Raw genomic sequence first — 23,435 nt, forward strand, 5'->3', positions numbered from 1 at the left:
TCTGTTCCAATGAATTTATCACAAATAGTACTAGACAATAGGCATTTAGATCCTGATTTAACGATTTACATTGATAGTGCATGGAGCCCTGAATCTAGCATTTTACTTTGCACAGAGCCAGAGGATGGAAGCTCACCGGAGGGGTATGACTACTTCTTAGAGGTATTTATACTGCAAGAATTATTTGAAGATGTCCCTGAAATCACCGTCGAGAGAATCATCAAATATGCTCAAGATGATGCTTAATATTAGTTTTACTTTGCTTCAGTGAGTAAACAGAAGGCGTCACAATGACGCCTTTCTCGCTTATCGCGATTGAACTTTTTACAAATTTAGCACAGACATCACTACTGTATTTTTGGACAGAAACGTGTCATGCATTTCGCTAAATTAGCAGCACGTAAATTACTTGAAGTATTGCGTATCTTGCAAACCTGTTAGCCCAATTACCTCATGCACGACACTAACTCAATCATGAAACCACGCTAGATGCTTGGTCACGCGACCGTTTAATCAAAACAACATCTCTAGATGTTCGATTATTGATAGCTGATAATCTATTAAAAACCTCTAGATGCGGATGGGTATGACTCAATAAACGAGGTGCGATCATCATCCCCCATACTAAAATACTCACAAATGGTTGATTAAAAGCTAGAGCCGCAGTACCTCCAAGGAATCCAGTTAGATCCCATTTAGATAATCTCTTTTGGTTTGCCTCTAGCTTTCCGATTTCCGTTCTTAGTTCCATTAGCTTAAGCGATAACTCTTCTTCGGTCAGGTTAGAAAAACTTTCCAATATATCTGTAGCAAATGGTATTTCCCTTCCTGAAAAAACTCTATCCAGCTCCAAAACATCCATGTCATTATTTATGCTATAAACTTTATTTAGAAGCATCCCTATCTCTGCTTCTTTAAGAATAGGATTTTTTCTCTGAAATCCGGCATAACAACCACCGATGTATTCACATGCCTTAAGCCATTCTGGATGGTTTGGGTCATCGTAAGGAACGTAATGTGCGCCAAGACCTAAAGAATATTCGTAATTTGCTGTTAGCCAACCCAGCATACTCGTTTCCTCAGGAGCATACATGTTTGACATAAATTGTCCCATTCCAACATATGAAATTCCCGTGGGGCCAAGTTTGTTCACAACATACTCCATTCCTTGCCAAGAACTGCTTACGGAATTTGCTAGCCTGAGCGCAGCTTCAGATCCTTCCTGTTTAAGGACACGAAGAAAATGGAACTGCTGTTCAGTGGTCAGCGTATGCCCCAATATGCCTGAACGATTTCGCATTCCGATAATAGTAGAAGATGCTAAAGCTCTAGGAAACACAATAGCACTGGGATCAACATCCAGAATCGTAGTTATTAACTCAATGGAATAGCGCTTTATATTTTGTGTGATAGTAAATTTTAACCGCTGCCTTCTTACCAACTCCTCTAATTCGAAGCGATTGATTGAGAACATTTTATAAAAATCTACCGAAAGTTTCAGGTTATCATTGAACGGCAGCGCAATAATCACCGTCTTATACAGTGCCAGATATTCTCGAATGTTTTGCCTTGAAAAAACACTGGCATCGACAAAACAGCTAGTTGACTTGAGAATTGACGTAGGGATAAATTCTGATTGAGAAAATTCAAGGTCCGAAAATACCTTGGTTCTGTTGTCTACCCAAAAATCTTGGTCCTCCTGGTATTTATCCAAAACAACTTTTGGGTAAGATTTAGGTAAAAAAGACTTTGCTTTTAAAAGCAAACTGTTTGGATCATAACCCAATATTTTTCTGACAGTTTCATCTTCTGATGGATACTCGGGTATCACTTTATCAACCGTCACGACTAACTCATAGTCATCATATCCCAAACTTGCCAATAGGATCTTTAGCTCGTTGGTTTCATCTTCATTTGGTTCAAAGCGCAGCTTAAGTTCAAAGATGTTAGTAGCCAATTTAAAATCAAAGTGGAATGGATGATATTTTTCTGGCAAATGAATATTTAGCTCATTTGCTGCTTCTGGGCCTGTGAACGGGTGCCCATGCAGACATATTTTTTTCCATGTGTCACTCAACGGAATGCGTTCAGCACTTTTATCAACATCCCGACAAAACTCTGGCCTAGGTATGCCCGCGACACGCACCTTTTCATAGCGTTCAATTAACTCTTCTTTTAGGGGAGTAGAAAGATTAGGCACTAGCGCATAAATTTTGTCGTTATGCAAATACAAGCCTTGATGATCGATATCAGCACTTTGAATAATAAATCTTTCATAGTTATTAGCTACCGACTGAATGACTGAGCTCGTGTACAGACATTTTTTCTTATTCATTGATTCTGTTCCTACTCGAGGTAGATCGTAAATTAGATGGTTCGCCTCGCACCCAAACTGCACTCTGCACAGTTGTTATACTCCTGTAGGTGCCAACATTTTGGTCATAAAACCAACTGATACAGTCCTTTCTATTCCGACTGATTTACGAACAATTGAGTCCGGTTTTATCTTTTTATCATCATTACTTTTTGTAGGTCTAAGTTAACTGTAAATCTATGTTCGTACTATGGCCTACAACACGTTTTGGGGCAATTATCAGTTAGCTTTTTAGACTGAAGAAATACCGTCCCCAAGAAAAACACGTCTTCATCATTAGATTGATTTCATCACCTGGAAAAACATAGCGTCATTAGTTAGCTCTGCAGAACTAAAAAACAAAAAAGCCCCACTTTCACAAGCAGGGCTTTGGTATTAAATTACTATCACTCAGTTTCGGCTCTGAGCCTTAACGCTCTTCGCTTCTTACCAGTTCCGCTAATGTAGATAAGCGTTGCTCGCTTTGTTTGACGTATGGGTTTGCTTCGTCCCATGCGTAACCGGCGAGGATCGCGCTAATCATTTGTTTGATGCGTGGATTCGGTTCTTGGTAGAAGATGACATCTTGTAGCTTACCGTTGTACCAACCTTCTACATAGGTGCGGAAGGTGTTCACTCCAACCATCAGGCGGTCGGCGTAATCTGCTTGCCAATCCACGGCTTCACCGTTGAGCTGGCGCTCAATACAGTCTGCTGCAAATTGAGCTGACTTCATCGCGATGGTCACGCCAGATGAGAACACTGGGTCAAGGAACTCACCGGCATTGCCAAGCAAGGCATAGTGCGATGTTGCAAGGTGTTTTACATTGGCAGAGTATCCACCGAGCTCACCGGCTGGGTTCGGGTAGTTGGCTTGATTAAGCAACTCTGCCAAACCAGGTTCTTCGCTTGCTAGCTGTTTAATGGCTGCGATTTTGTCTTCTGGATAGTTTTCAAAAAACGCTGGCTCACCGACCACACCAAATGAACAGGTGCCGTTGGAGAATGGGATCAACCAATACCAAACATCATGGTTATCTGGATGCACAGAAATCAGGATCTTGTTGCGATCGTATTCAATGTTCTCGGCAGTGATATTGTCTTCAATGTGGGTAAAGATCGCCTTTCTTGGTGGCAAGCAAGACGGCTCTTCCAGCTCTAACAATCTTGGAAGCACACGCCCAAAGCCGCTGGCGTCTAATACGTAATCGGCTTCAATTTGATACGCTAATTCGTTTTCATCGATAACAGAAAGAACCGACTTTGAGCCTTCAAATTCGATGCTTTTCAGTTCGTGCTGGTAACGAATTTCAACCCCTTGCTGCGCGGCACTGTCTGCCAGTACTTTATCGAAGTGACCACGCTGGACTTGGTAGGTTGTACCCGGCCCTGAGGTGAACTTATCGGTAAAATCAAATTGGGTGTAAACGCCGTTGCGGCGAAATGCAGCCCCGTCTTTATATTGGAAACCAGTTTGGTTGACAGCCTCTAACATACCCGCTTGCTCTACAACTTCCATGCACGCTGGAAGCAGGCTTTCACCGATAGAGAAACGTGGAAAGGTGGCTTTTTCAATCACAACAACATCGATATCTCGTGCGTTGAGCAATGCTGATACGGTAGAACCTGACGGGCCCGCACCAATAACGACGACTTGCTTTTGCTCTGTTTTCATTCTGTTTTCTAGTTTGCTTGTAGTTTTAATAATGTGTGACCAAGGCCAATGTTGTCTGTTCTTTCTGCCACGGTTAAGCCTGCAGCTTCAACAATCTCAAGGAAGTCATCACTGCGATAGAAGCGGCTGTTACCATTTGCAAGGCAAGTAAAGTACAGCGACGTGGCATTCAAACTGTAAGAGGCACCGGCGTATTTTTGCGCGTCCCAGAACAATTCGAGAATGTATACGGTATCGCCTTGTCGTAGTTGCGCTTTGACTTTCTTTAAAATATTGAGAATTTCGATTGGAGAGAAACAATCGAGGAACTGGCTCATCCACCAAATGTCGGCATGCTCAGGCAAGGTTTGAGCTTTGTCCAGCATGTTAGCAGGGAATGGTTTGATGCGATCACTTAGCTGGTTATCCGCTGCGTTCGACATCGCCACTTCAAGCTGCTGTGGTAAATCGACAATCGTCACTTGAACGTCTTGATTGTGGTTACAACACTGCATCGCCCACTTACCTGTGTTACCACCGATATCGACAATGTGGCTTGGTTTGTTGGCAAACACTTCTTTTAGTAGCAATGGGAAGGAACGGTCTGAGTAGAAATGATCAAACTTGAACCAGCTCTGCTTCGCTTGCTCTGGTAAGGTCGATAGCCCTTGGTAAATGGTTTCCCAATCACCCAGTTCTTTTAAGCCTGACGGTTTGCCCTCTTTGATCGCATCGGTTAGGTGCATCATTGCGGCATAACAAACGTCCGCTGTGAAATCCATGTTGGCTTGCGTCATGCCATCATAAAGCAAATAGAAGCCAAGGTTTGCCAATGAGTAGTTAGGTTTTTCCCACAGCACGATATGCGCGCTAATGGCCATGTCTAACAGCACTTTGACGCCATATTCAGATACGCCTGTTTTCTCTGCGATCTCTACGGCATTCATGCCTTTTGAGCCCGCACTATCCAACGCAGCTAAAATCCCAAGATCTCGAAGTGTTCTCGCGGTCTGGAAAACAATAGGGGCGAAAGATAATTTTTGAGCTTCTGTTTTTGCTTCAAAAGCGTTGAATGGATCAATATTTTGATTTAACACGAAAAAACCTAACTACTATTAATAAAATTATTGTTGAGACTCAGCACCTAAAAGTGCGATGGCTCTCTGAATATCAACATTCAGGTTGTTAACCCAACGATTGTAATTACGGTGAATTTTGCCATCACTCGCTTTTAGATTTACTGAGTTGAGATAAATAATTGAATAATATTTGTTGTTATATGGAATTTTTACTTCAGCAAAATGGCTACGAACGTGAATTTTGGCAATTAATACACCTGGGCTCACTTCTTCTATCGTCCAACCACGATTAGTTGCCGATTGCACAATCGCAGCTTTTACTTGTTTATTTTGAAGATCATAAGCAACTGGAGTATCCTCCACATTCATTACAGGTTGTACTCTTCCACAACCGACAAGAAGCACTGTTAATAACACAGAGATAAGCAGCTTTAAGCGAGACATGGTCGTTTCCTTTTATTGTGACTCTGGTGAAACCCAGATTCTATCGAGCTGTAAAATAAACAATTTAAACAAATATGCCAAACTCGAAGATCAAAATTTCGTTTAATATCGATGCATTATCCGCCAATTCATTGGGTTTAAATCAACCAGAAGAATGGGAGCAGTGGGCATCGGACTGTATATGGCCTGAAGAGGGCAAATTACACGTCGCAGATATCCCACCAATGATGCGCCGACGTATGAGCGCATTAAGCAAACTTGCGGTACAAACCGCGATTGGTTTACTCAAACAGTACGATGTGGATTACTTGGTTTTTGCGAGTCGCCATGGTGAGTTACATCGCAGCGCAGCGTTGATTGAAGACATTATCCAAGGCGAAGAAGCTTCCCCAATGGCGTTTTCTCAGTCGGTGCACAATACCGCAGCGGGCTTGGCAACCATTGCGACTAAGCAACCTATCCCATTGACGTCGATTGCGGCATCAGAGAACACTTTTCAAAGCGCATTGATTGAAGCGTGGTTGTTTCTCGCAGAAAACCCAGACAAAAAAGTACTGTTTATCGACTTTGATGAACCCTTGCCTGATGCTTACTCGGAGTTTGAGACCCAGCAGTATCAAGGTTATGCCGTCGGTATGGTGTTGTCTGCTGGTGACGATTTTAAGATAGAGCAAGTCGCAACAGAAAAAAGCGGACACACGTCCCAACCTTGCCCGCTCCCACAAGGATTAGCTTTCTTAAAACACTATCTTTGTGAAGATCCAAGCTGGTTGATTCATTCGCCACAGCAAGCGTGGGAATGGCATCGTCGATGAGGGTTTTGAATCAATATTGGCGTGTCTTTGCTACTGGCTTTTGTTTTTCCGTATTTGGGCTTGGCGGTCTAGTACTCAGTTTTATCGTCATTCCACTCATTGGTTTAACCACCTCCGATCAAACCGCCAAGGAATATAAAGTCCAAGGTGCGATACAGTTTGCTTTTAATACCTTCTGTAAATTGATGAAATTTACTGGCGCAATCGATTATAAGATCATCGGCGCAGATATTATTCAACAAGATCAAAATTGCCTTATTGTTGCCAACCACCCAAGTTTAATTGATTACGTTCTTATCGCATCTCAATTAAAGCGTTGCGATTGTTTAGTAAAGTCAGCGATTTGGGCCAACCCATTTATGAAACACATTGTGAAAGCTGCGGGTTATATTCCTAATGAAGCTCCTGATGATTTATTAACAATGTGTGAAGAACGTTTTGATAATGGCAATGTATTGCTCATTTTTCCGGAAGGCACAAGAACCACTCCTGGGGTAAAATCAAAATTACAGCGTGGTGCTGCACAAATAGCAGTAAGAACGCAGCGAGATTTAAGAGTTGTACATATTACGGTGACGCCTAGCTTCTTAACAAAAGAGAAAAAGTGGTATCAAGTTCCGGCGACAAAACCCTTTTTCAAAGTGGAAGTGAAGGATAAAGTTGAGATTGAGCCTTTTATAAAGCAAACTACGTCCCCAACAATAGCGGCTCGTCGCTTACAGCAGCATTTAGCTGATACTATTTTTCCAGAATTATAAGCAGGTCCCAGTGGAACAATTACACAACAATATCAAGCAACTTATTATTGACGCATTGAACCTAGAAGATTTAACCGTCGACGATATTGAAACCGAAGCGCCGCTGTTTGGTGATGGTCTAGGCTTGGATTCTATTGATGCACTTGAGCTTGGCTTAGCGATTAAAAAGCAATATAACATTGTCATTGACGCTGACGATTCAAATACACGTGAGCACTTTGCTTCAGTAGCTAACCTTGCGAAGTACATTTCTTCTCAAACTTCTTCCCAAGATAATGAATAGTTTTTAGGTATATTCATGACAGATGTAAATAAAGATCAAGTATTTGAACAAGTTAAAGATGCACTGGTAGAACTGTTTGAAATCGACGCTGCGGATATCCAGCCAGAAGCACACCTTTACACCGATCTCGACCTAGACAGCATTGACGCGGTAGACCTTGTGGTTCATCTGCAAAATGTCACTGGTAAGAAAATCAAGCCAGCTGAATTCAGCACCGTTCGTACGGTGGATGACGTGGTAACGGCTGTCGCTGAACTTCTTAAGGAAAGTTAATGCGCCAATTGCTGACTGGTCTGTCTGCAATTGTCCTGTTTGCCTACCCTTTTGCTGTTTACTTCGGCATTGATCGATTTGGCTTAAACCTCGTTGGGGGCTTGTTAATTGCAGCGTTGCTCTTGCGATTATTGGTTGCAAACAAGACCCCGCTGAAAGAATTTAAGTTTCTTGCTTTCACCACTGGCATTGTTGGTATCGTTCTGGTCACCCTTGGGGTTGTATTTAAGCAACACGGGTGGCTGAAGTTCTATCCTGTCGTGGTGAACCTTTGCATGCTTGGGGTGTTCGCCCTCAGCTTAAGACAGCCTCAAACCATCATTGAGCGATTGGCTCGGCTTCAAGAACCAGATTTGCCTGAAAGCGGCGTACTCTACACACGTAAAGTCACTCTGGTGTGGTGCGCATTTTTTATTATGAATGCGGCAACTGCACTGTATACCTGCTTTGAATCCATCGAGATTTGGACGTTATACAACGGCCTGATCAGCTACCTACTTGCAGGCAGTTTATTTGCCGGTGAATGGATAGTGCGCCAATTTGTACGAAAGGAACACTAGATCGTATGAACACCCGTTCTTCTGACTTCTCTTCTATTGCCATGTTAATGCGCGCTCAACGTCCTGAACCATCGGTCGTCGCCTTCGAGTCCGCTCAAGAAAAAACATGGGATGAATTTCAGCGCAGTGTTTCCGCTCTTAAAAGACAACTCGACGCCAATCCATCACAGCGTATTGCTCTTTGCTTTGCCAATAGCTACCTGTTTGCCATCAGTTTTCTTGCTTGTTGCCATGCCAATAAAGCCATCGTTTTGCCAGGGAACTACCAACCAGAAGCATTAAAAGAACTTGATGAACATTACGACCTCGTCCTTCATGATGCTGACGTTTCGGTACCAGACAGCTTGACCACACGTTGTGTGACGGAAGAAGCGGATGACCGCTCGATGGAGTGGCACTCGCTTAACGCCAGCGCTCTGAGCATCACTTTGTTTACGTCCGGTTCTAGCGGTAAACCCAAAGCCATCGCGAAAACACTTAAACAACTGGATGTCGAAATTGCGATTCTTCAATCCTTATGGGGAGAGAAAATCGCTGGCTGTCAGATTGAAAGTACGGTCTCTCATCAGCATATTTATGGCTTACTTTTCCGCGCGCTTTGGCCACTTTGTGCTGGTCGCGCTTTCGCTACCCACAATCTGGAGTTTCCAGAGCAAATTGTGAATCATGCCACCAGCAATACCGCTTTAATTAGCAGCCCTGCTCTGCTCAAGCGTCTCACCGAGGAACATAAACCGACGGCATTGCGCTGCGTTTTCTCCTCTGGTGGCCCATTACCGAATGACGCCGCACAACACAGTGCTGAGATTTTTGGTGACTATCCAGTCGAAGTATTTGGTAGTACAGAAACGGGCGGTATTGCTTATCGTCAACAACTTACTGCTACACAACCTTGGACGCTGTTCCCTGGAGTTGAAGCGGCATTAAACCATGAAAATTGTTTAAAGCTTCGCTCACCGCACATCGATGAAAACGCTTGGTATCAAACCGCAGATGAATGCTATTTCCATGATAGTATTTCTTTCGAATTACGCGGCCGCACAGACCGAATCGTTAAGGTCGAAGAAAAACGTGTGTCTTTGGTTGAAGTAGAAAAACGTTTAGAACAACTGCCTTGGATTAAGGAAAGTGCTGTTATTCCTATGGAGCAAGCAGGACGATTGTCGCTTTTTGCTGTCATAGTATTGAACGAGCAAGGCCAGAAGACGTTAAGTGAGCTGGGCAAAGGCAAGTTTTGGCTGGCACTGAGAAAAGCGCTACGTAACTGGTTAGAGCCGATTGCGATACCACGCAAATTCCGAGTGCTGGATGAAGTGCCACTTAACAGCCAAGGTAAGCGACAAGTCGCTGAAATAGAAAAACTATTCCAAGAATAATTAAGCATCGAACATGGACAAAAGAAAACCAACGCTCAAGAACATAGACGTGTTAGATCAGACAGCAACCATTGAGATGCTTGTCGACGCTGACATCATGGATTTCCAAGGGCACTTTACGCATTTCCCCCTACTGCCGGGCGTAACTCAAATCGATTGGGCGCTGTTTTATGCCGTCGAATACCTCAATACGCCTGCAGTATTTAAAGGGATGGAAGTGATCAAATTCCAAGAACCTATCCTGCCAGATATGCAGGTTAGCTTATCGCTGTCTTGGGATTCTGAACGTGAAAAGCTGGCGTTCAAATATACTTCTCAACCCGCTGAACAGACGATTGTTCACTCATCTGGCAAAATGAAATTGGGTAGCTAGTGTGAGCGGCGCAAACTCCTATCAACCGTGCTTTCTGATCCCTTGCTATAACCATGGTAGCACCATCGCAGCCGTTGTAGATTCTCTCGCGTCATTTTCCATGCCCATTTTGGTCGTGGATGACGGCAGTGAAGAGGCGACAAAACAAACACTGGATGCGTTAGCAAACGAAGAGAAAATCACCTTAATTCGTCTGACCGAAAACCAAGGGAAAGGCGGAGCGGTAATGGCTGGTATTCAACAAGCCTACGCGGATGGCTTTAGTCATGCGATTCAAATCGACGCCGACGGTCAACATGATCTTGATGCTCTACCTAATCTGCTTCAAGCGTCACAAGATAAGCCAGATAACTTGATTTCAGGTCAACCGATTTACGACGACAGCGTACCAAAATCGCGTCTATATGGCCGATACGCGACCCATATCTGGGTATGGATTGAAACCTTGTCTCTGTCGATTAAAGACAGCATGTGCGGCTTTCGTGCTTATCCTCTCGAAGCTACGGCCAACGTCCTCAAGAAGAATAAGATTGGTAAACGAATGGACTTCGATATCGAGATCCTTGTTCGCATGTATTGGGATGGCACTGATATCGACTTTGTTCCGACTCGGGTGATTTACCCTGAAGGCGGTATTTCTCACTTTGACGCGTTGTGGGACAACGTCAAAATCAGTTGGATGCATACTCGCTTGTTCTTTGGCATGTTGCCACGCATTCCATCTTTGTTAGCTCGAAAACGTCAATCTAAAGACATCGAACAAAAGCACAATCAAAGCGATGCGCATTGGTCGAAACGCAAAGAGCAAGGCACCGTTTTAGGCATCAAGACGCTTCTGGCGATCTACCGTCTGTTTGGCCGCAAAGCGTTCGACTTCATCCTGAAGTTAGTGATGCGCTATTACCACCTTACTGGTAAGTCTTCACGTCAAGCATCTGAGCTTTATCTCAACCAATTACAGACTTACGCGAAACAGCAAAGTTTAGTGTTACCACAGCCACTCGATAGCTATCATCATCTTTTGTCATTTGGCCGCACCATGCTGGATAAGCTGGCCGCGTGGCAAGGTGACTTTGACGTGAGTAATCTCACCATTCACGGTCAGCACCACTTCGAAGCAATGGCAGAGAAACAACAAGGTGTGGTCATTCTGGGCTCACACCTAGGCAACATAGAACTGTGCCGCGCACTTGGTCGTCGCCATTCTCATGTCAAAATTAATGCTTTGGTGTTCACCGAACACGCTGAGCAGTTCAATGCGGTCATGAAAGCCGTAAACCCGAGCTCAGAACTCAACGTGATTCAAGTCAGCTCAATGGGGCCAGACACCGCCATTTTGCTACAACAAAAAATTGAGCAAGGTGAATGGGTTGTGATTGTGGGAGATCGCACTTCAACCAGCGTTGAAAGCCGCGTGGTTTGGGCAGACTTTTTAGGTAAATCCGCCCCCTTCCCTCAAGGCCCATTTATGTTGGCCTCGGTACTGAAAGCGCCGGTTTATTTGCTGTTTGGCCTACGAGACGACAATGCCATCACCCCGCACTTCAATGTGTACTTCGAACATTTTAGTGACCAAATCGTCCTACCACGCAAAACGCGCCAAGCAGCGTTAGATAATGTGGTACAGCAATACGCGCAACGATTGGAGCACCATACTCTGCAAGCACCGTTGCAGTGGTATAACTTTTTCAACTTCTGGACTTTAAGTAATCAGCGACATGACAACGAACACTAATCAAAACATTACCTTCGGCGCACAAGCTCTTTCTATCGAAGATGTGGTTGCGATTGCACAAGGCGCAAACGCAAGCATGAATGCGTCACCAGAATTTACGTCTAAGATCGATCGTGGCGTCGCTTTTCTAGAGAAATTGCTGAAAGAAGAAGGCGTCATTTACGGCGTGACCACAGGTTACGGTGACTCGTGTACCGTCGCGATTCCACCAGCATTGGTTGATGAGTTACCGCTGCACTTAACTCGCTTTCATGGTTGTGGCTTAGGTGAAATCCTTTCCCACGAACAAGCAAGAGCCGTTCTTGCGACGCGTCTGTGTTCATTATCGCAAGGTGTATCGGGTGTTTCTCACGATCTACTTAACCAGATCGTAAACCTAATCAACCATGATGTTGCTCCACGTATTCCGCAAGAAGGCTCCGTAGGCGCAAGCGGTGACCTAACACCGCTTTCTTACCTTGCTGCAGCATTGATTGGTGAACGCGATGTGCTTTACAAAGGTGAAGTACGTCCAACCCAAGAAGTGTTTGCCGAATTAGGTATTAACCCAATTACGCTTAAGCCAAAAGAAGGGTTGGCGCTAATGAATGGCACATCGGTCATGACGGCGCTGGCTTGTATCGCTTATAAACGCGCAGAATATCTTGCGCAGTTGTGTACCAAGATAACGGCAATGGTATCGGTGGGCATGCAAGGGAATGATTTCCACTTTGATGAAGCCTTGTTCGCCGTGAAGCCACACCCAGGCCAACAACAAGTTGCCGCTTGGCTACGTAAAGACCTTAAAGCCGAGCGCCCACCACGCAATAGCGACCGTCTTCAAGACCGTTACTCTCTGCGTTGTGCTCCGCATGTGATTGGTATGGTGCAAGATTCTCTGCCTTGGTTACGTCAGTTGATCGAAAACGAACTCAACAGTGCTAACGACAACCCAATCATTGATGGTGACAACGAACGTGTACTGCATGGCGGTCACTTCTATGGCGGCCACATCGCAATGGCCATGGATACCTTAAAAGCGAACATTGCTAACCTTGCTGATTTGTTGGATCGTCAAATGGCACAGCTGATGGATTACAAGTTCAACAACGGCCTTCCGTTTAACCTGACCGGTGCAGAGGGCGAACGTAAACCAATCAACCACGGTTTCAAAGCAGTACAAATCGGCATCTCCGCATGGACAGCAGAGGCGCTGAAACACACCATGCCTGCAAGCGTGTTCTCTCGTTCAACAGAGTGCCACAACCAAGACAAAGTCAGCATGGGCACCATTGCTGCACGCGATTGTATGCGTGTACTGGAACTAACCGAACAAGTTGCAGCCGCGTCATTGCTGGCAAGTGTGCAAGCGGTAGAAATTCGTCGTCGCCATAACGAGCTTGATGAGCACCACATGAGCAGTAACTTGAAGATGATTCGCGATGCGGTACTGGAAGAGTTTGAGTTTGTTGTCGAAGATCGTCCTTTAGAGCATGATCTGCGTAACTTCATTGCTAAAATTCAGCAACGTCAATGGTCGTTGTACGCGGAGGCGTAATGCAAGAACAAGTCCTTTACCCTTTGGAAGCTGAGGTGACGATGATCACCTCATTTCAAGATGCAGATCCAATGGGTGTGATTTATCACGGAAACTTCTTTCGCTATTTTGAAGAAGCACGTCGTGTCCTAATGGAAAAGATTGAATACAGCTACCGCGATATGAATGAGTCTGGCTACATGTGGCCAATCATTGATACGCGCGTGAAGTACGTAAAAGCGATTCCGTTCAATCATGAAATTCGTATTACCGCAAAGCTGACAGAGTGGGAGAACCGCTTGCGCGTCGACTACGTGATCTACGATGCCAACACTGACCAACGTATGTGTAAAGCGCACACGACCCAAGTCGCGGTATCGATTGAGAAACAAGAGATGTGCTTTGCTTCACCTGCCGTATTCATGGACAAAATTGAACAATGGCACAAGCATGGGAGCCTTGCTTAATGCGCAAATGGTTATGCTCTTTATTGATGCTGTTCTCTGTTTCTGCTTGGGCTCAAGTGACTGATTTAGAATCCCTTCAACAGCAGTTATCTCAGAACGAGATAGTACGTGGTGACTTTAAACAAAGCCGCCACCTTGAAATGTTCAATCAACCGCTAACATCAACCGGTAAATTTACGCTCAGTAAATCGCATGGCTTATTGTGGCAACAACAAGTGCCATTTGCTGTGAACTTAGTGCTTACTCAAAACAAGTTGCGTCAAACGTTTGGGGATCAAGTTTCAAAGATCATTACGGCCCAAGAAAACCCAATGGCGTTTTACTTCAGCCATGTGTTTCTTTCGGTATTCCATGGCGATACAGCAGCGCTAAAAGCGCAATTTACGCTTAATTTCTCTGCTCAAGAAAACGGTAAATGGCAACTGGCTCTAACGCCTAAACAAGCGCCCCTCAATGCGGTATTTAAAGTGATTACCCTTTCTGGTGAACAACATATCGACCAATTAATGCTAGAAGAACTGCGTGGTGACAAAACAGAAATCGAGTTCACTCAACAGACTTCACTACCACTGGAAATGACGGATGCTGAAAAGGCTCAATTTGACTTCTAAATTCCGGCTAGGTTCGCACTCACTGGCTTTGGTTTGGTTGGGGATTGTAGTGCTTGCAAGTTCGCTGTTGCTGACGCAATGGCTTGGTAGCGAGCACTCACCAATTGAAACTAACATTCTTAAGCTATTGCCAGAAAATCAGCAAAACCCAATTGCTGAGCAAGCCTTCGACGCGGTTTCTAGCAGCATGAGTGATAAGGTTATTTTTGTTTTGTCGGCGCCAGATAAAGCCAAACTTTTTCAGGCTGCGGCAGCATTTGAGCAAGGCTTACAACAAACTCAGCACTTTACTGAAATTGTCGGCAAAATCTCACCAGACAAGCAAAAAGCATGGGCAAGTTACTATTTCAAGCATCGCTTTCAGCAACTCACTCCTGAACAACGCGTACGATTAACAACAAATCCTCAAGCGCAAGTTCAGCATGTGATTCAATCTCTCTACAATCCCTTTTCTGGTGTGACAGGACAAGAGTTACAAACCGACCCGTTCTTACTCTTCCGTGATTATTTAGGTCAGGTAACTCAACAAACCTCAGCGTTTTATTTAGAAAATGGGTATTTGTTTACCGAGAAGAAAGGCCAATCTTATTTGTTGATCACGGCGACATTGGGTGGCTCACCTTACGCATTATCAACCCAATTGGCGGTGCCTGAAATTGACCAATTGGAACACACCATTGCTAACAAATATGGCGTACAAACGGCACATACTGGTGTGCTGTTTTATGCCGATTTTGGAACCCAGAGCGCGAAGTCAGAAATCAGTACCATCGGCGTATTCTCTCTGCTAGGAATTGTGGTGCTGTTTCTTGTCGTCTTCCGTAGTGTAACGCCATTGGCTTTAGCACTATTGTCTATCTCGGTTGGACTTGCCGTCGCACTAGGTATCACGACATGGATTTTTGGCAGAGTTCACCTGTTTAGCTTGGTTTTTGGCGCGAGTCTGATTGGGGTTTCCATTGACTACGCTTTCCATTATCTAACAGAACGATTAGCCACTGGTAATCAATGGGACAGCCGCTTGGGGCTGAAACACATCTTTGTTGCAATCACACTTGGGCTTGTCACCAGTTTGATTGGCTATTTAGGTATGCTGGTCGCGCCTTTTCCCGGGCTGCAGCAGTTGGCTCTGTTCTCATCGATTGGTTTGATTGCCGCCTATGCGACCGTCGTGGCTTGGTATCCGATATTGGCGACAAAGCCCTCTCAATCGGCCGCAATTTTACCGGGTAAACGCTTGCTCTCAGTTTGGTTAAACTTATGGCAGCGCCCTGCTTTCAAATTCGGTTTGCCTGTGTTGTGTTTAGCCATCAGCGGATACTATCTTGCTCAACTCAAATACGATGATGATATTCGCCAACTGCAAGCCATGCCAGCGACGTTAAAGCAACAAGAAGCCTTGATAACACAAGTGAGCGGCATGCAGGCATCACAACAAATGTTGGTCGTTACTGCTGACTCAGATGAAGCCTTAATGCAGCGCTTGGAAAGCCTTGAGCTGATTTTAGTTAACTGGCAAAAAGAGCGCCTTATCAAAGGCCATCAGAGTTTGGCTCAATACTTAGGTTCGAATCAGTGCCAACAACAAGATTTCAACTTAATCAGCCACTTGTACCAAACTCAGGGGCCAGCATTAGCCGCAGGATTACAACTGACTAAAGTGCCAGAGTTACAAGCTGAATTTGCACCAATCACGCTATCACAGTACCTCAGTAACCCGGTATCAGAACCGATTCGCTTTCTGCATTTAGGTGAGATTGAAGGTAGATCAGCCGCCGTGATTACACTGAATGAAGTTAAGAACCTCGGGCTGGTGCAAGCGTTCGCTCAATCACAAGCTGACGTCACTTACCTAAACAAAGCAGAAGAAATTTCTACCCTGTTTGGCGAATACCGAATCAAAATCATGGAGCTATTGCTGGCAGCGACAGCCTTAATTTTTGCGGTATTAGTCAAACGCTACGGCTTTAAACACGCTTGGCGAATCTTGTTACCGTCTGCCATTGCTTGTGCCGGTGGTCTGGCATCCGCCGCGGCCGCGGGTTCAACGCTCAATCTGTTTAACTTACTTGGCCTGATTTTGATTCTTGGCATTGGTATCGACTACACATTGTTCTTTGCCGAGAAGGCTCGCAGTCTCAGCACCTTGCTTGCGATTACGTTGTCAGCCATTACCACGGTCTTATCTTTTGGTCTACTCTCGTTGAGCCAAACGCATGCCATCCATAGCTTTGGTATCACGGTATTAAGCGGTATTTTTATCGCGTGGCTGCTCTCTCCTATCGCCATCATGACGGAAGATAAATCACAATGAAGATAACCACGATGCTCCGAGTTGCTGTTGGCCTCACGCTAAGCATTCTGCTCAGTGCGTGTAGCTTAGTTCCTCAGCAGTCAACGCCAACGGTGGAAATAACCAAAGGCACCCAAGTCTCTCTTCCAGCCCCGAGCGCACTAGGCTACCAGCTCACAGCAAGCCAATTGATCACCGCGACTTGGTCGATTGATGGCAAAGAGAAGCAAGAGCAATTACCCGTACAACTGCAAGTCAGCGACGCTGATGTGGTCTTGGCTGGTTTTTCCTCATGGGGAACTCGCGTCTTGTCACTGCAATACGATGGCACACAAATCAATACTGAAATTTTAAACGGGCTACAAGGCACCTTACCGGAGCCAGAGCAGGTACTATTCAATCTAATGATCACGCTGTGGCCGAGTTCCGCTTGGGAAGCGCCGCTAAATAAGGTAAGGTGGCGAATGATTGATGATGGATATTCCCGAACCGTATTTGATAGCAACGGTGAAAAGATCATAGAGATACACTATGCAAACGCTGACAAGTTAAAAGGTCAGATTGATTTTCACCACCTCAAACATGGGTTTTCAATCTCCATTCAAACACTGCAATATCAATTAAATTAGAACGACCTTAGTAAATCTATATGCCAACTCGCTCTCCTCAACCTTTGTATATTCAGGCCTGTGGTTTTCATTCCGCATTGGGCAAAGATGAAGACGTTATTCATCGGTGCCTAGCTGGAATCCAACCATCTAACATGGTCATTGATGCGGATATTCTGAACTCTGGCCGCCAAACAGTGATTGGCCAAGTGGCAGAGTCGTTACCTGAGATGCCGCCTGAGTTAGTCCCATTTGATACTCGCAACAACCGTCTGGCACTATCTGCACTTCGCCAGATTGAAGGGCCTGTGCGCGATGCCATAGGACAGTATGGCGCAGAACGTGTTGCCGTTGTTATCGGTAGCAGCACGTCAGGCATCACCGATGGCGAGGTGGCATTTGCAGAAAAACTCTCCGAAGGAGACTTCCCTGCAAGCTACCACTATCGCAAGCAAGAACTTGGCAATTGCAGTGACTTTGTCGCCGCCTATTTTGGTTTAACCGGACCTTGTTATGCAGTTTCCACAGCTTGCTCTTCGAGTGGCCGCGTATTTATTACTGCTCAACGCCTGATTCGAACCGGGCTTGTAGATGCGGTAATTGTCGGTGGTGTCGATACGATTTGTCGCCTAACACTTAACGGCTTCAACGGATTAGAAGCTCTTTCAGAGCAGCACTGCTCACCTTTTAGTACTAACCGTAATGGCATCAATATTGGTGAATCGGCTTCTATCATGTTGCTAAGTTCTTCTCCAACCAAAGTGGCCTTACTTGGCACAGGTGACAGCTCTGACGCGCATCATATCTCCGCCCCTCACCCTGAAGGTGTTGGCGCAGAACAAGCGATGATGAAGGCACTCGAAAACGCGGGCTTATCACCAAGTGACATTGGTTACATCAACGCCCATGGCACAGCAACACCACTGAATGATTCGATGGAAAGCAAAGCCATCCATCGTTGCTTTGGCGATGCAGTCCCTGTCAGCTCAACCAAACCCTTAACAGGTCACACGTTGGGTGCTGCCAGCGCCACAGAAGCGGCCATTGCGTGGCATATTTTAAATTACGACCTCGACCTTCCGATTCAGTCTTGTGAAAATAAAGCCGAAGACATCGAGGTTTCGTTGGTAGAAACAGCAACGAAACTGAATGGTAAGGCCATTTTAAGCAACTCTTTTGCTTTTGGTGGTAATAACGTTAGTCTCATTTTTGGTTACGCTCATGACTAAACTTCCCCCAATTGAACAACTGCTTCCGCACGATAAACCGATGATTCTGGTTGATCGTGCTTTAGACGTTCAACAAGACACCATTCATTGCCAAGTTGATATCGGTGACCACAATCCATTCTTCAACCAAGAAAGCCTTTCGGTGCCTGCTTACGTCGGTATCGAGTTCATGGCTCAATCTGTCGCCGCTTGGTCCGGCTATCACGCGCTTACTCAAGGTGAAGAACCGCCCATCGGTTTTTTGCTTGGCAGCCGACGCTACGTGGCAGATTGCGATGCGTTTATGCAGGGGCAAATACTCGACGTATACGCAGAAAAAATGATGGAAGACAATGGCATGGCAGTATTTTCGGCTCGAATTGAGTGGCAAGAAAAGACCATTGCGACCTGCCAACTGAACGTTTACGTCCCATCAGAAGAAAAATTAAAAGAAATGAAAATCAGGAGTCAACAATGACCCGACAAGTCCTCGTAACAGGTGCTAGTAAAGGCATCGGTAAAGCCATCGCCGTTCAACTTGCGAAAGACGGTTTTGATATCGTCGTGCATTACATGGGCGATCAACAAGGCGCACAAGATACTTTAGGTACCATACAACAACATGGTGGCAACGGCCGCCTAATTCAGTTTGATATCAGTAACCGTGAAGAATGCCGCAACAAGCTAGAAGCGGACATTGCCGAGCATGGCGCATACTACGGCGTAGTTAACAATGCAGGGATTACTCGCGACACCGCCTTCCCTGCAATGACAGAAGAAGAGTGGGACGGTGTAATTCATACTAACCTAGATAGCTTCTACAATGTGCTGCACCCTTGTGTGATGCCAATGGTACAAAAACGCAAAGGCGGCCGCATTGTAACGCTGGCTTCGGTATCTGGCTTGATGGGCAACCGCGGCCAAACCAACTACAGCGCAGCAAAAGCAGGCGTGATTGGTGCAACTAAGTCATTGGCTCTTGAGCTAGCAAAACGCAAGATCACCGTAAACTGCGTGGCGCCCGGTCTTATCGATACTGGCATGGTTGACGAGCACGTAAAAGAGCACGCGATGCCACAAATCCCTCTGCGCCGCATGGGTGAACCAGAGGAGGTCGCTGGCCTTGTGAGTTACTTAATGTCAGACATCGCGGGCTACGTGACTCGCCAAGTCATTTCAGTAAACGGAGGCTTAGTATGAGTCGTCGAGTCGTTGTAACAGGTATGTCCGGCGTTACTGCTTTTGGTAACGATTGGTCTGCAGTAGAACCTAAACTACGCGATTGTCAAAACGCCACTCAATACATGCCCTCTTACGAGCAATATGATGGTTTGAACACCAAACTGGCAGCCCCAGTCATGGATTTTGAACTGCCTAAGCACTACAAGCGCAAACAAGTTCGCGGCATGGGTCGTGTTTCTAAACTTGCTACCGTAGCCACCGAAAACGCATTAAACCAAGCAGGCTTAATTGGCAACGAAGTGCTGACAAACGGTCAAACTGGCATTGCTTACGGCTCTTCAACAGGCAGTACCGATGCGATTGGTGCCTTTGGTGTCATGCTTAACGAGAAAACCACCAAAGCCATCACTGCAACCACCTACGTACAAATGATGCCGCACACGACTGCAGTTAACGTTGGGCTGTTCTTCGGCTTACGTGGTCGAGTGATTCCGACCAGCAGCGCCTGTACTTCTGGCAGTCAAGCGATTGGTTACGCCTACGAAGCTATCAAACACGGCTACCAAACCGTTATGGTTGCAGGTGGCGCTGAAGAGCTTTGTCCGACAGAATCGGCTGTCTTCGACACCCTTTTTGCGACCAGTCTAAAAAATGAAGAGCCGAAAAGCACACCGAGGCCTTATGACACTGACCGCGACGGCCTAGTGATCGGTGAAGGTGCGGGTACGTTGGTTTTAGAAGAATACGAACACGCCGTTGCACGTGGTGCGACAATCTATGCAGAGATTATCGGCTTTGCAAGTAACTGCGATGCGGCACACGTGACGCAACCTCAAATGGAAACCATGCAGATCTGTATGGAAATGGCGTTACAGAATGCGGGCATTCCTGCGGATAAAATCGATTATGTTTCCGCTCACGGAACGGCAACCGACCGAGGAGATATCGCAGAAAGTAACGCGACTGAAAATGCACTCGGTAAAGTGCCAATCAGTTCTTTAAAGAGCTACTTTGGCCATACTCTAGGCGCTTGCGGTGCTATCGAAGCCTGGTTAAGTCTTGAGATGATGCATACAGGTTGGTTTAGCCCGACCCTCAACTTAGATAATCTCGATCCACAATGTGGTGATCTCGATTACTTATCCGGTCAAGGCCGTGAACTGGAAGTGGAATACTTAATGAGTAACAACTTCGCGTTCGGTGGCATCAACACTTCGATCATTTTTAAGAAGATTTAATGACCCGTCCTGATATGGGTTGACACTTTTTACGTTAAAACGCTCGATGCACTTCATCGGGCGTTTTGTATTTTAGCGCTGTATGAGGCCTCATCTGATTATAGATTTCTACTGACTCAGCGACCATTTTTCTCGCCTGAACAATATCTTTGGGCTTTCGCAAGAGGTATTCCATTTTCAAAATGCCGTTTACTCTCTCTGCCAATGCATTCTGGTAACAGTCATACCCATCCGTCATTGAACACACTACCTTGTGCTTAGCATGTAAGTCTTGGTATTCCTTTGAGCAGTACTGGGAACCTCTATCTGAATGATGGATTAAGCTTCCTTTACTTCGACGTTTTTTTAACGCTCCTATAAAAGCTTGTTTTACAACACTCGTTTGCATGTTGTCATCCACACTGTAACCGACGATTTTCCTAGAGTAGGCATCGGTAATCAGGCTGACATAACTATTCCCTTCATAAGTAGGAAGATAGGTAATATCAGCGACCCACAACTCTTCAGGCCTCTCTGGCTTAAAACCATCCTTTATTCTATTTGGGTGGCAGTAAAACCTATGATGGCTATCTGTTGTTCGGTGGTAAGCACGCTTGGTTTTCACAAGCAGGCGATGATGTTTAAGCAGTGTAAAAAGATAGTCCCTGCCTACAGTCATTCCTGCTTGTTCCATCAGATACTTCAGCTTCCTAGTTCCTATGCGGGCTTGTTTAATACGAGTCTCACGAACAAAACTCAGAAGTACTTCATCGCGTCGCAACTTACGAGCATCAGTAAGGCATTGCTTGTAATAGGCTTGCCTAGTGATATTTACGATTTGGCAAAATTTAGTCACGTTAAGCAGAGCTATGTTTTGCTCTTGGACGACGCACCTTTGTGCTTTTTTACGACTCGAACACCGTGGTCTCGTTCCATAACTTTGACCACTTCTTCAAAGAAGTCGGCTCTTAGCTTGGTATCTTCGAGCAGCTTTTCCAGCTCTTTGATACGTTGCTCTGGTGTAGGAGGTGAATTGAGTTCAGACATAGGCAACCCTTTTTTCAAAAATCGAGGAGTGCCCCTAGACCAATTGAGTCGACCGTGTTTTCGGAGCCACACTAATACTGTAGAACAACCTTGTATGCCGTATTTCTCTTGAGCCTGTTTATAAGTCAGTTCACCTCTTTCAACTTGGTCAACAACATCCAATTTAAAAGCGAGGGAATAGTCACATTGAGTTCGTCTAGTTACTGATTTCATAACACTCTCCAATTTCCTGATTGGGAAGTGTCAACCTTATTTAGGACGGGTCATAACCCGTTAAAAAAGCGCTAGTAGAGACTAGCGCTTTTTTATTAAATTGGCTAAAACGACAAAGCCCCGATAACTCGAGGAGTTATCGGGGCTTTTGAATAAATGGCACGCCCTATAGGATTCGAACCTATGACCACATCCTTAGAAGGGACGTGCTCTATCCAGCTGAGCTAAGGGCGCGCTACAGGGACAGGATTATACGAGTTCAAGCGCTTAAATCAACGTGTTTTCATAACATTCTGATCTGAATGCCTAAAAAAAGGGCATTGAAACGAGAAATGTTCAAAAACACCACAAAGCAAACGTTTGCGGATGGATGTTAAATAGATTTTCTGCGACAATGCGCCGCAAATAATTTCCCTTCTCAATTTAAAAGGAAAGTCATGACTGCTCAAAATATAGATGGAACTCTCATTTCCCAAACTGTTCGATCCGAAGTTGCAGCAAGAGTGAAAGCTCGCGTTGGAGCGGGCCTACGTGCACCAGGTCTTGCAGTTGTTCTAGTTGGTGAAGACCCAGCTTCTCAAGTTTACGTTGGCAGCAAACGCCGTGCGTGCGAAGAAGTTGGCTTTGTCTCTAAGTCTTTTGACCTTCCTGCGACTACGTCGGAAGAAGAGTTGCTATCTCTCATTGACGAGTTGAACAATGATGCAGAAATCGACGGTATTCTTGTTCAGTTGCCACTTCCTGCTGGCATCGATGCAACGCATGTTCTTGAGCGTATTCACCCAGAGAAAGACGTGGATGGCTTCCACCCTTATAACGTGGGTCGTCTAGCGCAGCGTATTCCTAAGCTTCGCTCTTGCACGCCAAAAGGCATCATTACTCTTCTTGACCGTTACAACATCGAACTACGTGGCAAGCACGCGGTTGTGGTTGGCGCATCAAACATCGTTGGTCGTCCTATGACACTTGAGCTGCTACTTGCAGGCTGTACAACGACAACTTGTCACCGCTTTACGAGAGATCTAGAAGGCCACGTTCGCCAAGCAGACCTTGTTGTGGTTGCGGTTGGTAAGCCAAACTTCATTCCTGGCGAGTGGATAAAGAAAGGGGCTGTTGTGGTCGATGTAGGCATCAACCGCCTTGAATCTGGCAAATTAGTGGGTGACGTGGAATACGATAAAGCACGTGAAAACGCGAGCTTCATTACTCCTGTACCGGGCGGCGTAGGCCCTATGACGGTAGCCAGCCTAATTGAGAACACGATGCTCGCTTGCGAGCAGTTCCATACGAAGAAATAAAAAATTACCGATACTGAAAGGGCTCCGAAAGGAGCCCTTTTTGTTTTGAGTAATAACCCCCTCTAACTCCTC

Annotated in this window: 24 protein-coding genes and 1 tRNA gene; 19 read left to right on the forward strand and 6 right to left on the reverse strand. The window is 45.5% G+C overall.

Annotated elements, in window-relative coordinates:
- The first annotated feature begins 9 nt into the window (after window positions 1-9).
- Entirely contained in the window at window positions 10-246 is a 237-nt protein-coding gene (locus tag C1S74_RS06250) for a hypothetical protein (protein ID WP_045403671.1), read from the forward strand.
- 226 nt (window positions 247-472) lie between these two features.
- On the opposite strand, the gene C1S74_RS06255 is transcribed toward C1S74_RS06250, so the two are convergent.
- From C1S74_RS06255 to C1S74_RS06270, 4 genes are all read right to left on the reverse strand, one after another.
- Complete coding sequence (locus C1S74_RS06255; protein ID WP_045403669.1) at window positions 473-2,335, reverse strand: hypothetical protein; 1,863 nt, start codon at window positions 2,333-2,335, stop codon at window positions 473-475.
- 448 nt (window positions 2,336-2,783) lie between these two features.
- Window positions 2,784-4,028 carry an NAD(P)/FAD-dependent oxidoreductase gene (locus C1S74_RS06260; protein WP_045403667.1) on the reverse strand — a complete coding sequence of 415 codons (1,245 nt, stop codon included), beginning with the start codon at window positions 4,026-4,028 and terminating at the stop codon, window positions 2,784-2,786.
- A gap of 8 nt (window positions 4,029-4,036) precedes the next feature.
- Window positions 4,037-5,104 carry a class I SAM-dependent methyltransferase gene (locus C1S74_RS06265; protein WP_038879344.1) on the reverse strand — a complete coding sequence of 356 codons (1,068 nt, stop codon included), beginning with the start codon at window positions 5,102-5,104 and terminating at the stop codon, window positions 4,037-4,039.
- A 27-nt stretch (window positions 5,105-5,131) separates the two neighbouring features.
- On the reverse strand, window positions 5,132-5,530 hold the full coding sequence (locus C1S74_RS06270) for a hypothetical protein (protein WP_038879342.1): 399 nt from the start codon (window positions 5,528-5,530) through the stop codon (window positions 5,132-5,134).
- A gap of 74 nt (window positions 5,531-5,604) precedes the next feature.
- Between C1S74_RS06270 and C1S74_RS06275 the strand changes: the two genes are divergently transcribed.
- Genes C1S74_RS06275 through C1S74_RS06355 form a run of 17 tightly spaced genes read left to right on the forward strand, consistent with a single transcriptional unit; the run spans window position 5,605 to window position 20,826 of the window.
- A complete protein-coding gene (locus tag C1S74_RS06275; protein WP_045403665.1) occupies window positions 5,605-6,345 on the forward strand; it encodes a beta-ketoacyl synthase chain length factor in 741 nt (246 codons plus the stop codon).
- On the forward strand, window positions 6,342-7,103 hold the full coding sequence (locus C1S74_RS06280; protein WP_039975620.1) for a lysophospholipid acyltransferase family protein: 762 nt from the start codon (window positions 6,342-6,344) through the stop codon (window positions 7,101-7,103). The genes C1S74_RS06275 and C1S74_RS06280 overlap by 4 nt, the downstream gene beginning before the upstream one ends.
- Window positions 7,104-7,113: 10 nt before the next feature.
- Window positions 7,114-7,386 carry a phosphopantetheine-binding protein gene (locus tag C1S74_RS06285; protein ID WP_038865613.1) on the forward strand — a complete coding sequence of 91 codons (273 nt, stop codon included), beginning with the start codon at window positions 7,114-7,116 and terminating at the stop codon, window positions 7,384-7,386.
- Window positions 7,387-7,401: 15 nt separating this feature from the next.
- Window positions 7,402-7,659, forward strand: a complete 258-nt coding sequence (locus C1S74_RS06290; protein WP_038865615.1) for an acyl carrier protein — start codon at window positions 7,402-7,404, stop codon at window positions 7,657-7,659.
- Entirely contained in the window at window positions 7,659-8,219 is a 561-nt protein-coding gene (locus C1S74_RS06295) for a COG4648 family protein (RefSeq protein WP_038865617.1), read from the forward strand. Before C1S74_RS06290 ends, C1S74_RS06295 begins: the two co-directional genes overlap by 1 nt.
- 5 nt (window positions 8,220-8,224) lie before the next feature.
- Complete coding sequence (locus C1S74_RS06300) at window positions 8,225-9,595, forward strand: AMP-binding protein (protein ID WP_045403663.1); 1,371 nt, start codon at window positions 8,225-8,227, stop codon at window positions 9,593-9,595.
- A 13-nt stretch (window positions 9,596-9,608) separates the two neighbouring features.
- Window positions 9,609-9,968, forward strand: coding sequence for an ApeI family dehydratase (locus C1S74_RS06305; protein WP_045403661.1), 360 nt, complete (start codon window positions 9,609-9,611; stop codon window positions 9,966-9,968).
- A 1-nt stretch (window position 9,969) separates the two neighbouring features.
- The gene (locus C1S74_RS06310; RefSeq protein ID WP_045403659.1) at window positions 9,970-11,703 is read left to right on the forward strand and encodes a glycosyltransferase family 2 protein; all 1,734 of its coding nucleotides are present in this window, start codon (window positions 9,970-9,972) and stop codon (window positions 11,701-11,703) included.
- Window positions 11,687-13,240: an HAL/PAL/TAL family ammonia-lyase gene (locus tag C1S74_RS06315; protein ID WP_045403658.1), complete on the forward strand. Its 1,554-nt coding sequence runs from the start codon at window positions 11,687-11,689 to the stop codon at window positions 13,238-13,240. The genes C1S74_RS06310 and C1S74_RS06315 overlap by 17 nt, the downstream gene beginning before the upstream one ends.
- Window positions 13,240-13,686, forward strand: coding sequence for an acyl-CoA thioesterase (locus tag C1S74_RS06320; RefSeq protein ID WP_038879318.1), 447 nt, complete (start codon window positions 13,240-13,242; stop codon window positions 13,684-13,686). Before C1S74_RS06315 ends, C1S74_RS06320 begins: the two co-directional genes overlap by 1 nt.
- Window positions 13,686-14,297 (forward strand): LolA family protein, encoded by a 612-nt coding sequence (locus tag C1S74_RS06325; protein ID WP_038865630.1) that lies wholly within the window; start codon window positions 13,686-13,688, stop codon window positions 14,295-14,297. The genes C1S74_RS06320 and C1S74_RS06325 overlap by 1 nt, the downstream gene beginning before the upstream one ends.
- Window positions 14,269-16,611: an MMPL family transporter gene (locus tag C1S74_RS06330; RefSeq protein ID WP_045403656.1), complete on the forward strand. Its 2,343-nt coding sequence runs from the start codon at window positions 14,269-14,271 to the stop codon at window positions 16,609-16,611. Before C1S74_RS06325 ends, C1S74_RS06330 begins: the two co-directional genes overlap by 29 nt.
- Complete coding sequence (locus C1S74_RS06335; RefSeq protein WP_045403653.1) at window positions 16,608-17,219, forward strand: DUF3261 domain-containing protein; 612 nt, start codon at window positions 16,608-16,610, stop codon at window positions 17,217-17,219. The genes C1S74_RS06330 and C1S74_RS06335 overlap by 4 nt, the downstream gene beginning before the upstream one ends.
- Before the next feature lie 20 nt (window positions 17,220-17,239).
- Window positions 17,240-18,427, forward strand: coding sequence for a beta-ketoacyl-[acyl-carrier-protein] synthase family protein (locus C1S74_RS06340; protein WP_045403652.1), 1,188 nt, complete (start codon window positions 17,240-17,242; stop codon window positions 18,425-18,427).
- Window positions 18,420-18,884, forward strand: coding sequence for a hotdog family protein (locus tag C1S74_RS06345; protein ID WP_038879310.1), 465 nt, complete (start codon window positions 18,420-18,422; stop codon window positions 18,882-18,884). The genes C1S74_RS06340 and C1S74_RS06345 overlap by 8 nt, the downstream gene beginning before the upstream one ends.
- The gene (locus tag C1S74_RS06350) at window positions 18,881-19,606 is read left to right on the forward strand and encodes a 3-ketoacyl-ACP reductase FabG2 (RefSeq protein ID WP_045403650.1); all 726 of its coding nucleotides are present in this window, start codon (window positions 18,881-18,883) and stop codon (window positions 19,604-19,606) included. The genes C1S74_RS06345 and C1S74_RS06350 overlap by 4 nt, the downstream gene beginning before the upstream one ends.
- Window positions 19,603-20,826 carry a beta-ketoacyl-ACP synthase gene (locus C1S74_RS06355; RefSeq protein WP_045403649.1) on the forward strand — a complete coding sequence of 408 codons (1,224 nt, stop codon included), beginning with the start codon at window positions 19,603-19,605 and terminating at the stop codon, window positions 20,824-20,826. Before C1S74_RS06350 ends, C1S74_RS06355 begins: the two co-directional genes overlap by 4 nt.
- A gap of 34 nt (window positions 20,827-20,860) precedes the next feature.
- Here C1S74_RS06355 and C1S74_RS06360 read toward each other — a convergent pair.
- Window positions 20,861-22,065 (reverse strand): IS3 family transposase gene (locus C1S74_RS06360; RefSeq protein WP_103415250.1). Its coding sequence is split into 2 segments (ribosomal slippage): window positions 20,861-21,696 and window positions 21,696-22,065, totalling 1,206 coding nucleotides; the frame shifts between segments, so codons are not numbered across the junction.
- Window positions 22,066-22,222: 157 nt separating this feature from the next.
- Window positions 22,223-22,299, reverse strand: a tRNA-Arg gene (locus C1S74_RS06365).
- Window positions 22,300-22,502: 203 nt separating this feature from the next.
- Here C1S74_RS06365 and folD point away from each other — a divergent pair.
- Window positions 22,503-23,363, forward strand: coding sequence for a bifunctional methylenetetrahydrofolate dehydrogenase/methenyltetrahydrofolate cyclohydrolase FolD (gene folD, locus C1S74_RS06370; RefSeq protein ID WP_045400858.1), 861 nt, complete (start codon window positions 22,503-22,505; stop codon window positions 23,361-23,363).
- Window positions 23,364-23,435: the final 72 nt, after the last annotated feature.

The sequence above is a fragment of the Vibrio hyugaensis genome, assembly GCF_002906655.1.
GTDB lineage: Bacteria > Pseudomonadota > Gammaproteobacteria > Enterobacterales > Vibrionaceae > Vibrio > Vibrio hyugaensis.

Excerpts from the sequence above, each read along its gene's own strand:
- C1S74_RS06250 (WP_045403671.1), top strand. The coding sequence starts at position 10 with ATGAATTTATCACAAATAGTACTAGACAATAGGCATTTAGATCCTGAT.
- C1S74_RS06255 (WP_045403669.1), bottom strand. The coding sequence starts at position 2,335 with ATGAATAAGAAAAAATGTCTGTACACGAGCTCAGTCATTCAGTCGGTA.
- C1S74_RS06260 (WP_045403667.1), bottom strand. The coding sequence starts at position 4,028 with ATGAAAACAGAGCAAAAGCAAGTCGTCGTTATTGGTGCGGGCCCGTCA.
- C1S74_RS06270 (WP_038879342.1), bottom strand. The coding sequence starts at position 5,530 with ATGTCTCGCTTAAAGCTGCTTATCTCTGTGTTATTAACAGTGCTTCTT.
- C1S74_RS06275 (WP_045403665.1), top strand. The coding sequence starts at position 5,605 with ATGCCAAACTCGAAGATCAAAATTTCGTTTAATATCGATGCATTATCC.
- C1S74_RS06280 (WP_039975620.1), top strand. The coding sequence starts at position 6,342 with ATGAGGGTTTTGAATCAATATTGGCGTGTCTTTGCTACTGGCTTTTGT.
- C1S74_RS06290 (WP_038865615.1), top strand. The coding sequence starts at position 7,402 with ATGACAGATGTAAATAAAGATCAAGTATTTGAACAAGTTAAAGATGCA.
- C1S74_RS06295 (WP_038865617.1), top strand. The coding sequence starts at position 7,659 with ATGCGCCAATTGCTGACTGGTCTGTCTGCAATTGTCCTGTTTGCCTAC.
- C1S74_RS06300 (WP_045403663.1), top strand. The coding sequence starts at position 8,225 with ATGAACACCCGTTCTTCTGACTTCTCTTCTATTGCCATGTTAATGCGC.
- C1S74_RS06305 (WP_045403661.1), top strand. The coding sequence starts at position 9,609 with ATGGACAAAAGAAAACCAACGCTCAAGAACATAGACGTGTTAGATCAG.
- C1S74_RS06315 (WP_045403658.1), top strand. The coding sequence starts at position 11,687 with ATGACAACGAACACTAATCAAAACATTACCTTCGGCGCACAAGCTCTT.
- C1S74_RS06320 (WP_038879318.1), top strand. The coding sequence starts at position 13,240 with ATGCAAGAACAAGTCCTTTACCCTTTGGAAGCTGAGGTGACGATGATC.
- C1S74_RS06325 (WP_038865630.1), top strand. The coding sequence starts at position 13,686 with ATGCGCAAATGGTTATGCTCTTTATTGATGCTGTTCTCTGTTTCTGCT.
- C1S74_RS06330 (WP_045403656.1), top strand. The coding sequence starts at position 14,269 with ATGCTGAAAAGGCTCAATTTGACTTCTAAATTCCGGCTAGGTTCGCAC.
- C1S74_RS06335 (WP_045403653.1), top strand. The coding sequence starts at position 16,608 with ATGAAGATAACCACGATGCTCCGAGTTGCTGTTGGCCTCACGCTAAGC.
- C1S74_RS06340 (WP_045403652.1), top strand. The coding sequence starts at position 17,240 with ATGCCAACTCGCTCTCCTCAACCTTTGTATATTCAGGCCTGTGGTTTT.
- C1S74_RS06345 (WP_038879310.1), top strand. The coding sequence starts at position 18,420 with ATGACTAAACTTCCCCCAATTGAACAACTGCTTCCGCACGATAAACCG.
- C1S74_RS06350 (WP_045403650.1), top strand. The coding sequence starts at position 18,881 with ATGACCCGACAAGTCCTCGTAACAGGTGCTAGTAAAGGCATCGGTAAA.
- C1S74_RS06355 (WP_045403649.1), top strand. The coding sequence starts at position 19,603 with ATGAGTCGTCGAGTCGTTGTAACAGGTATGTCCGGCGTTACTGCTTTT.
- folD (WP_045400858.1), top strand. The coding sequence starts at position 22,503 with ATGACTGCTCAAAATATAGATGGAACTCTCATTTCCCAAACTGTTCGA.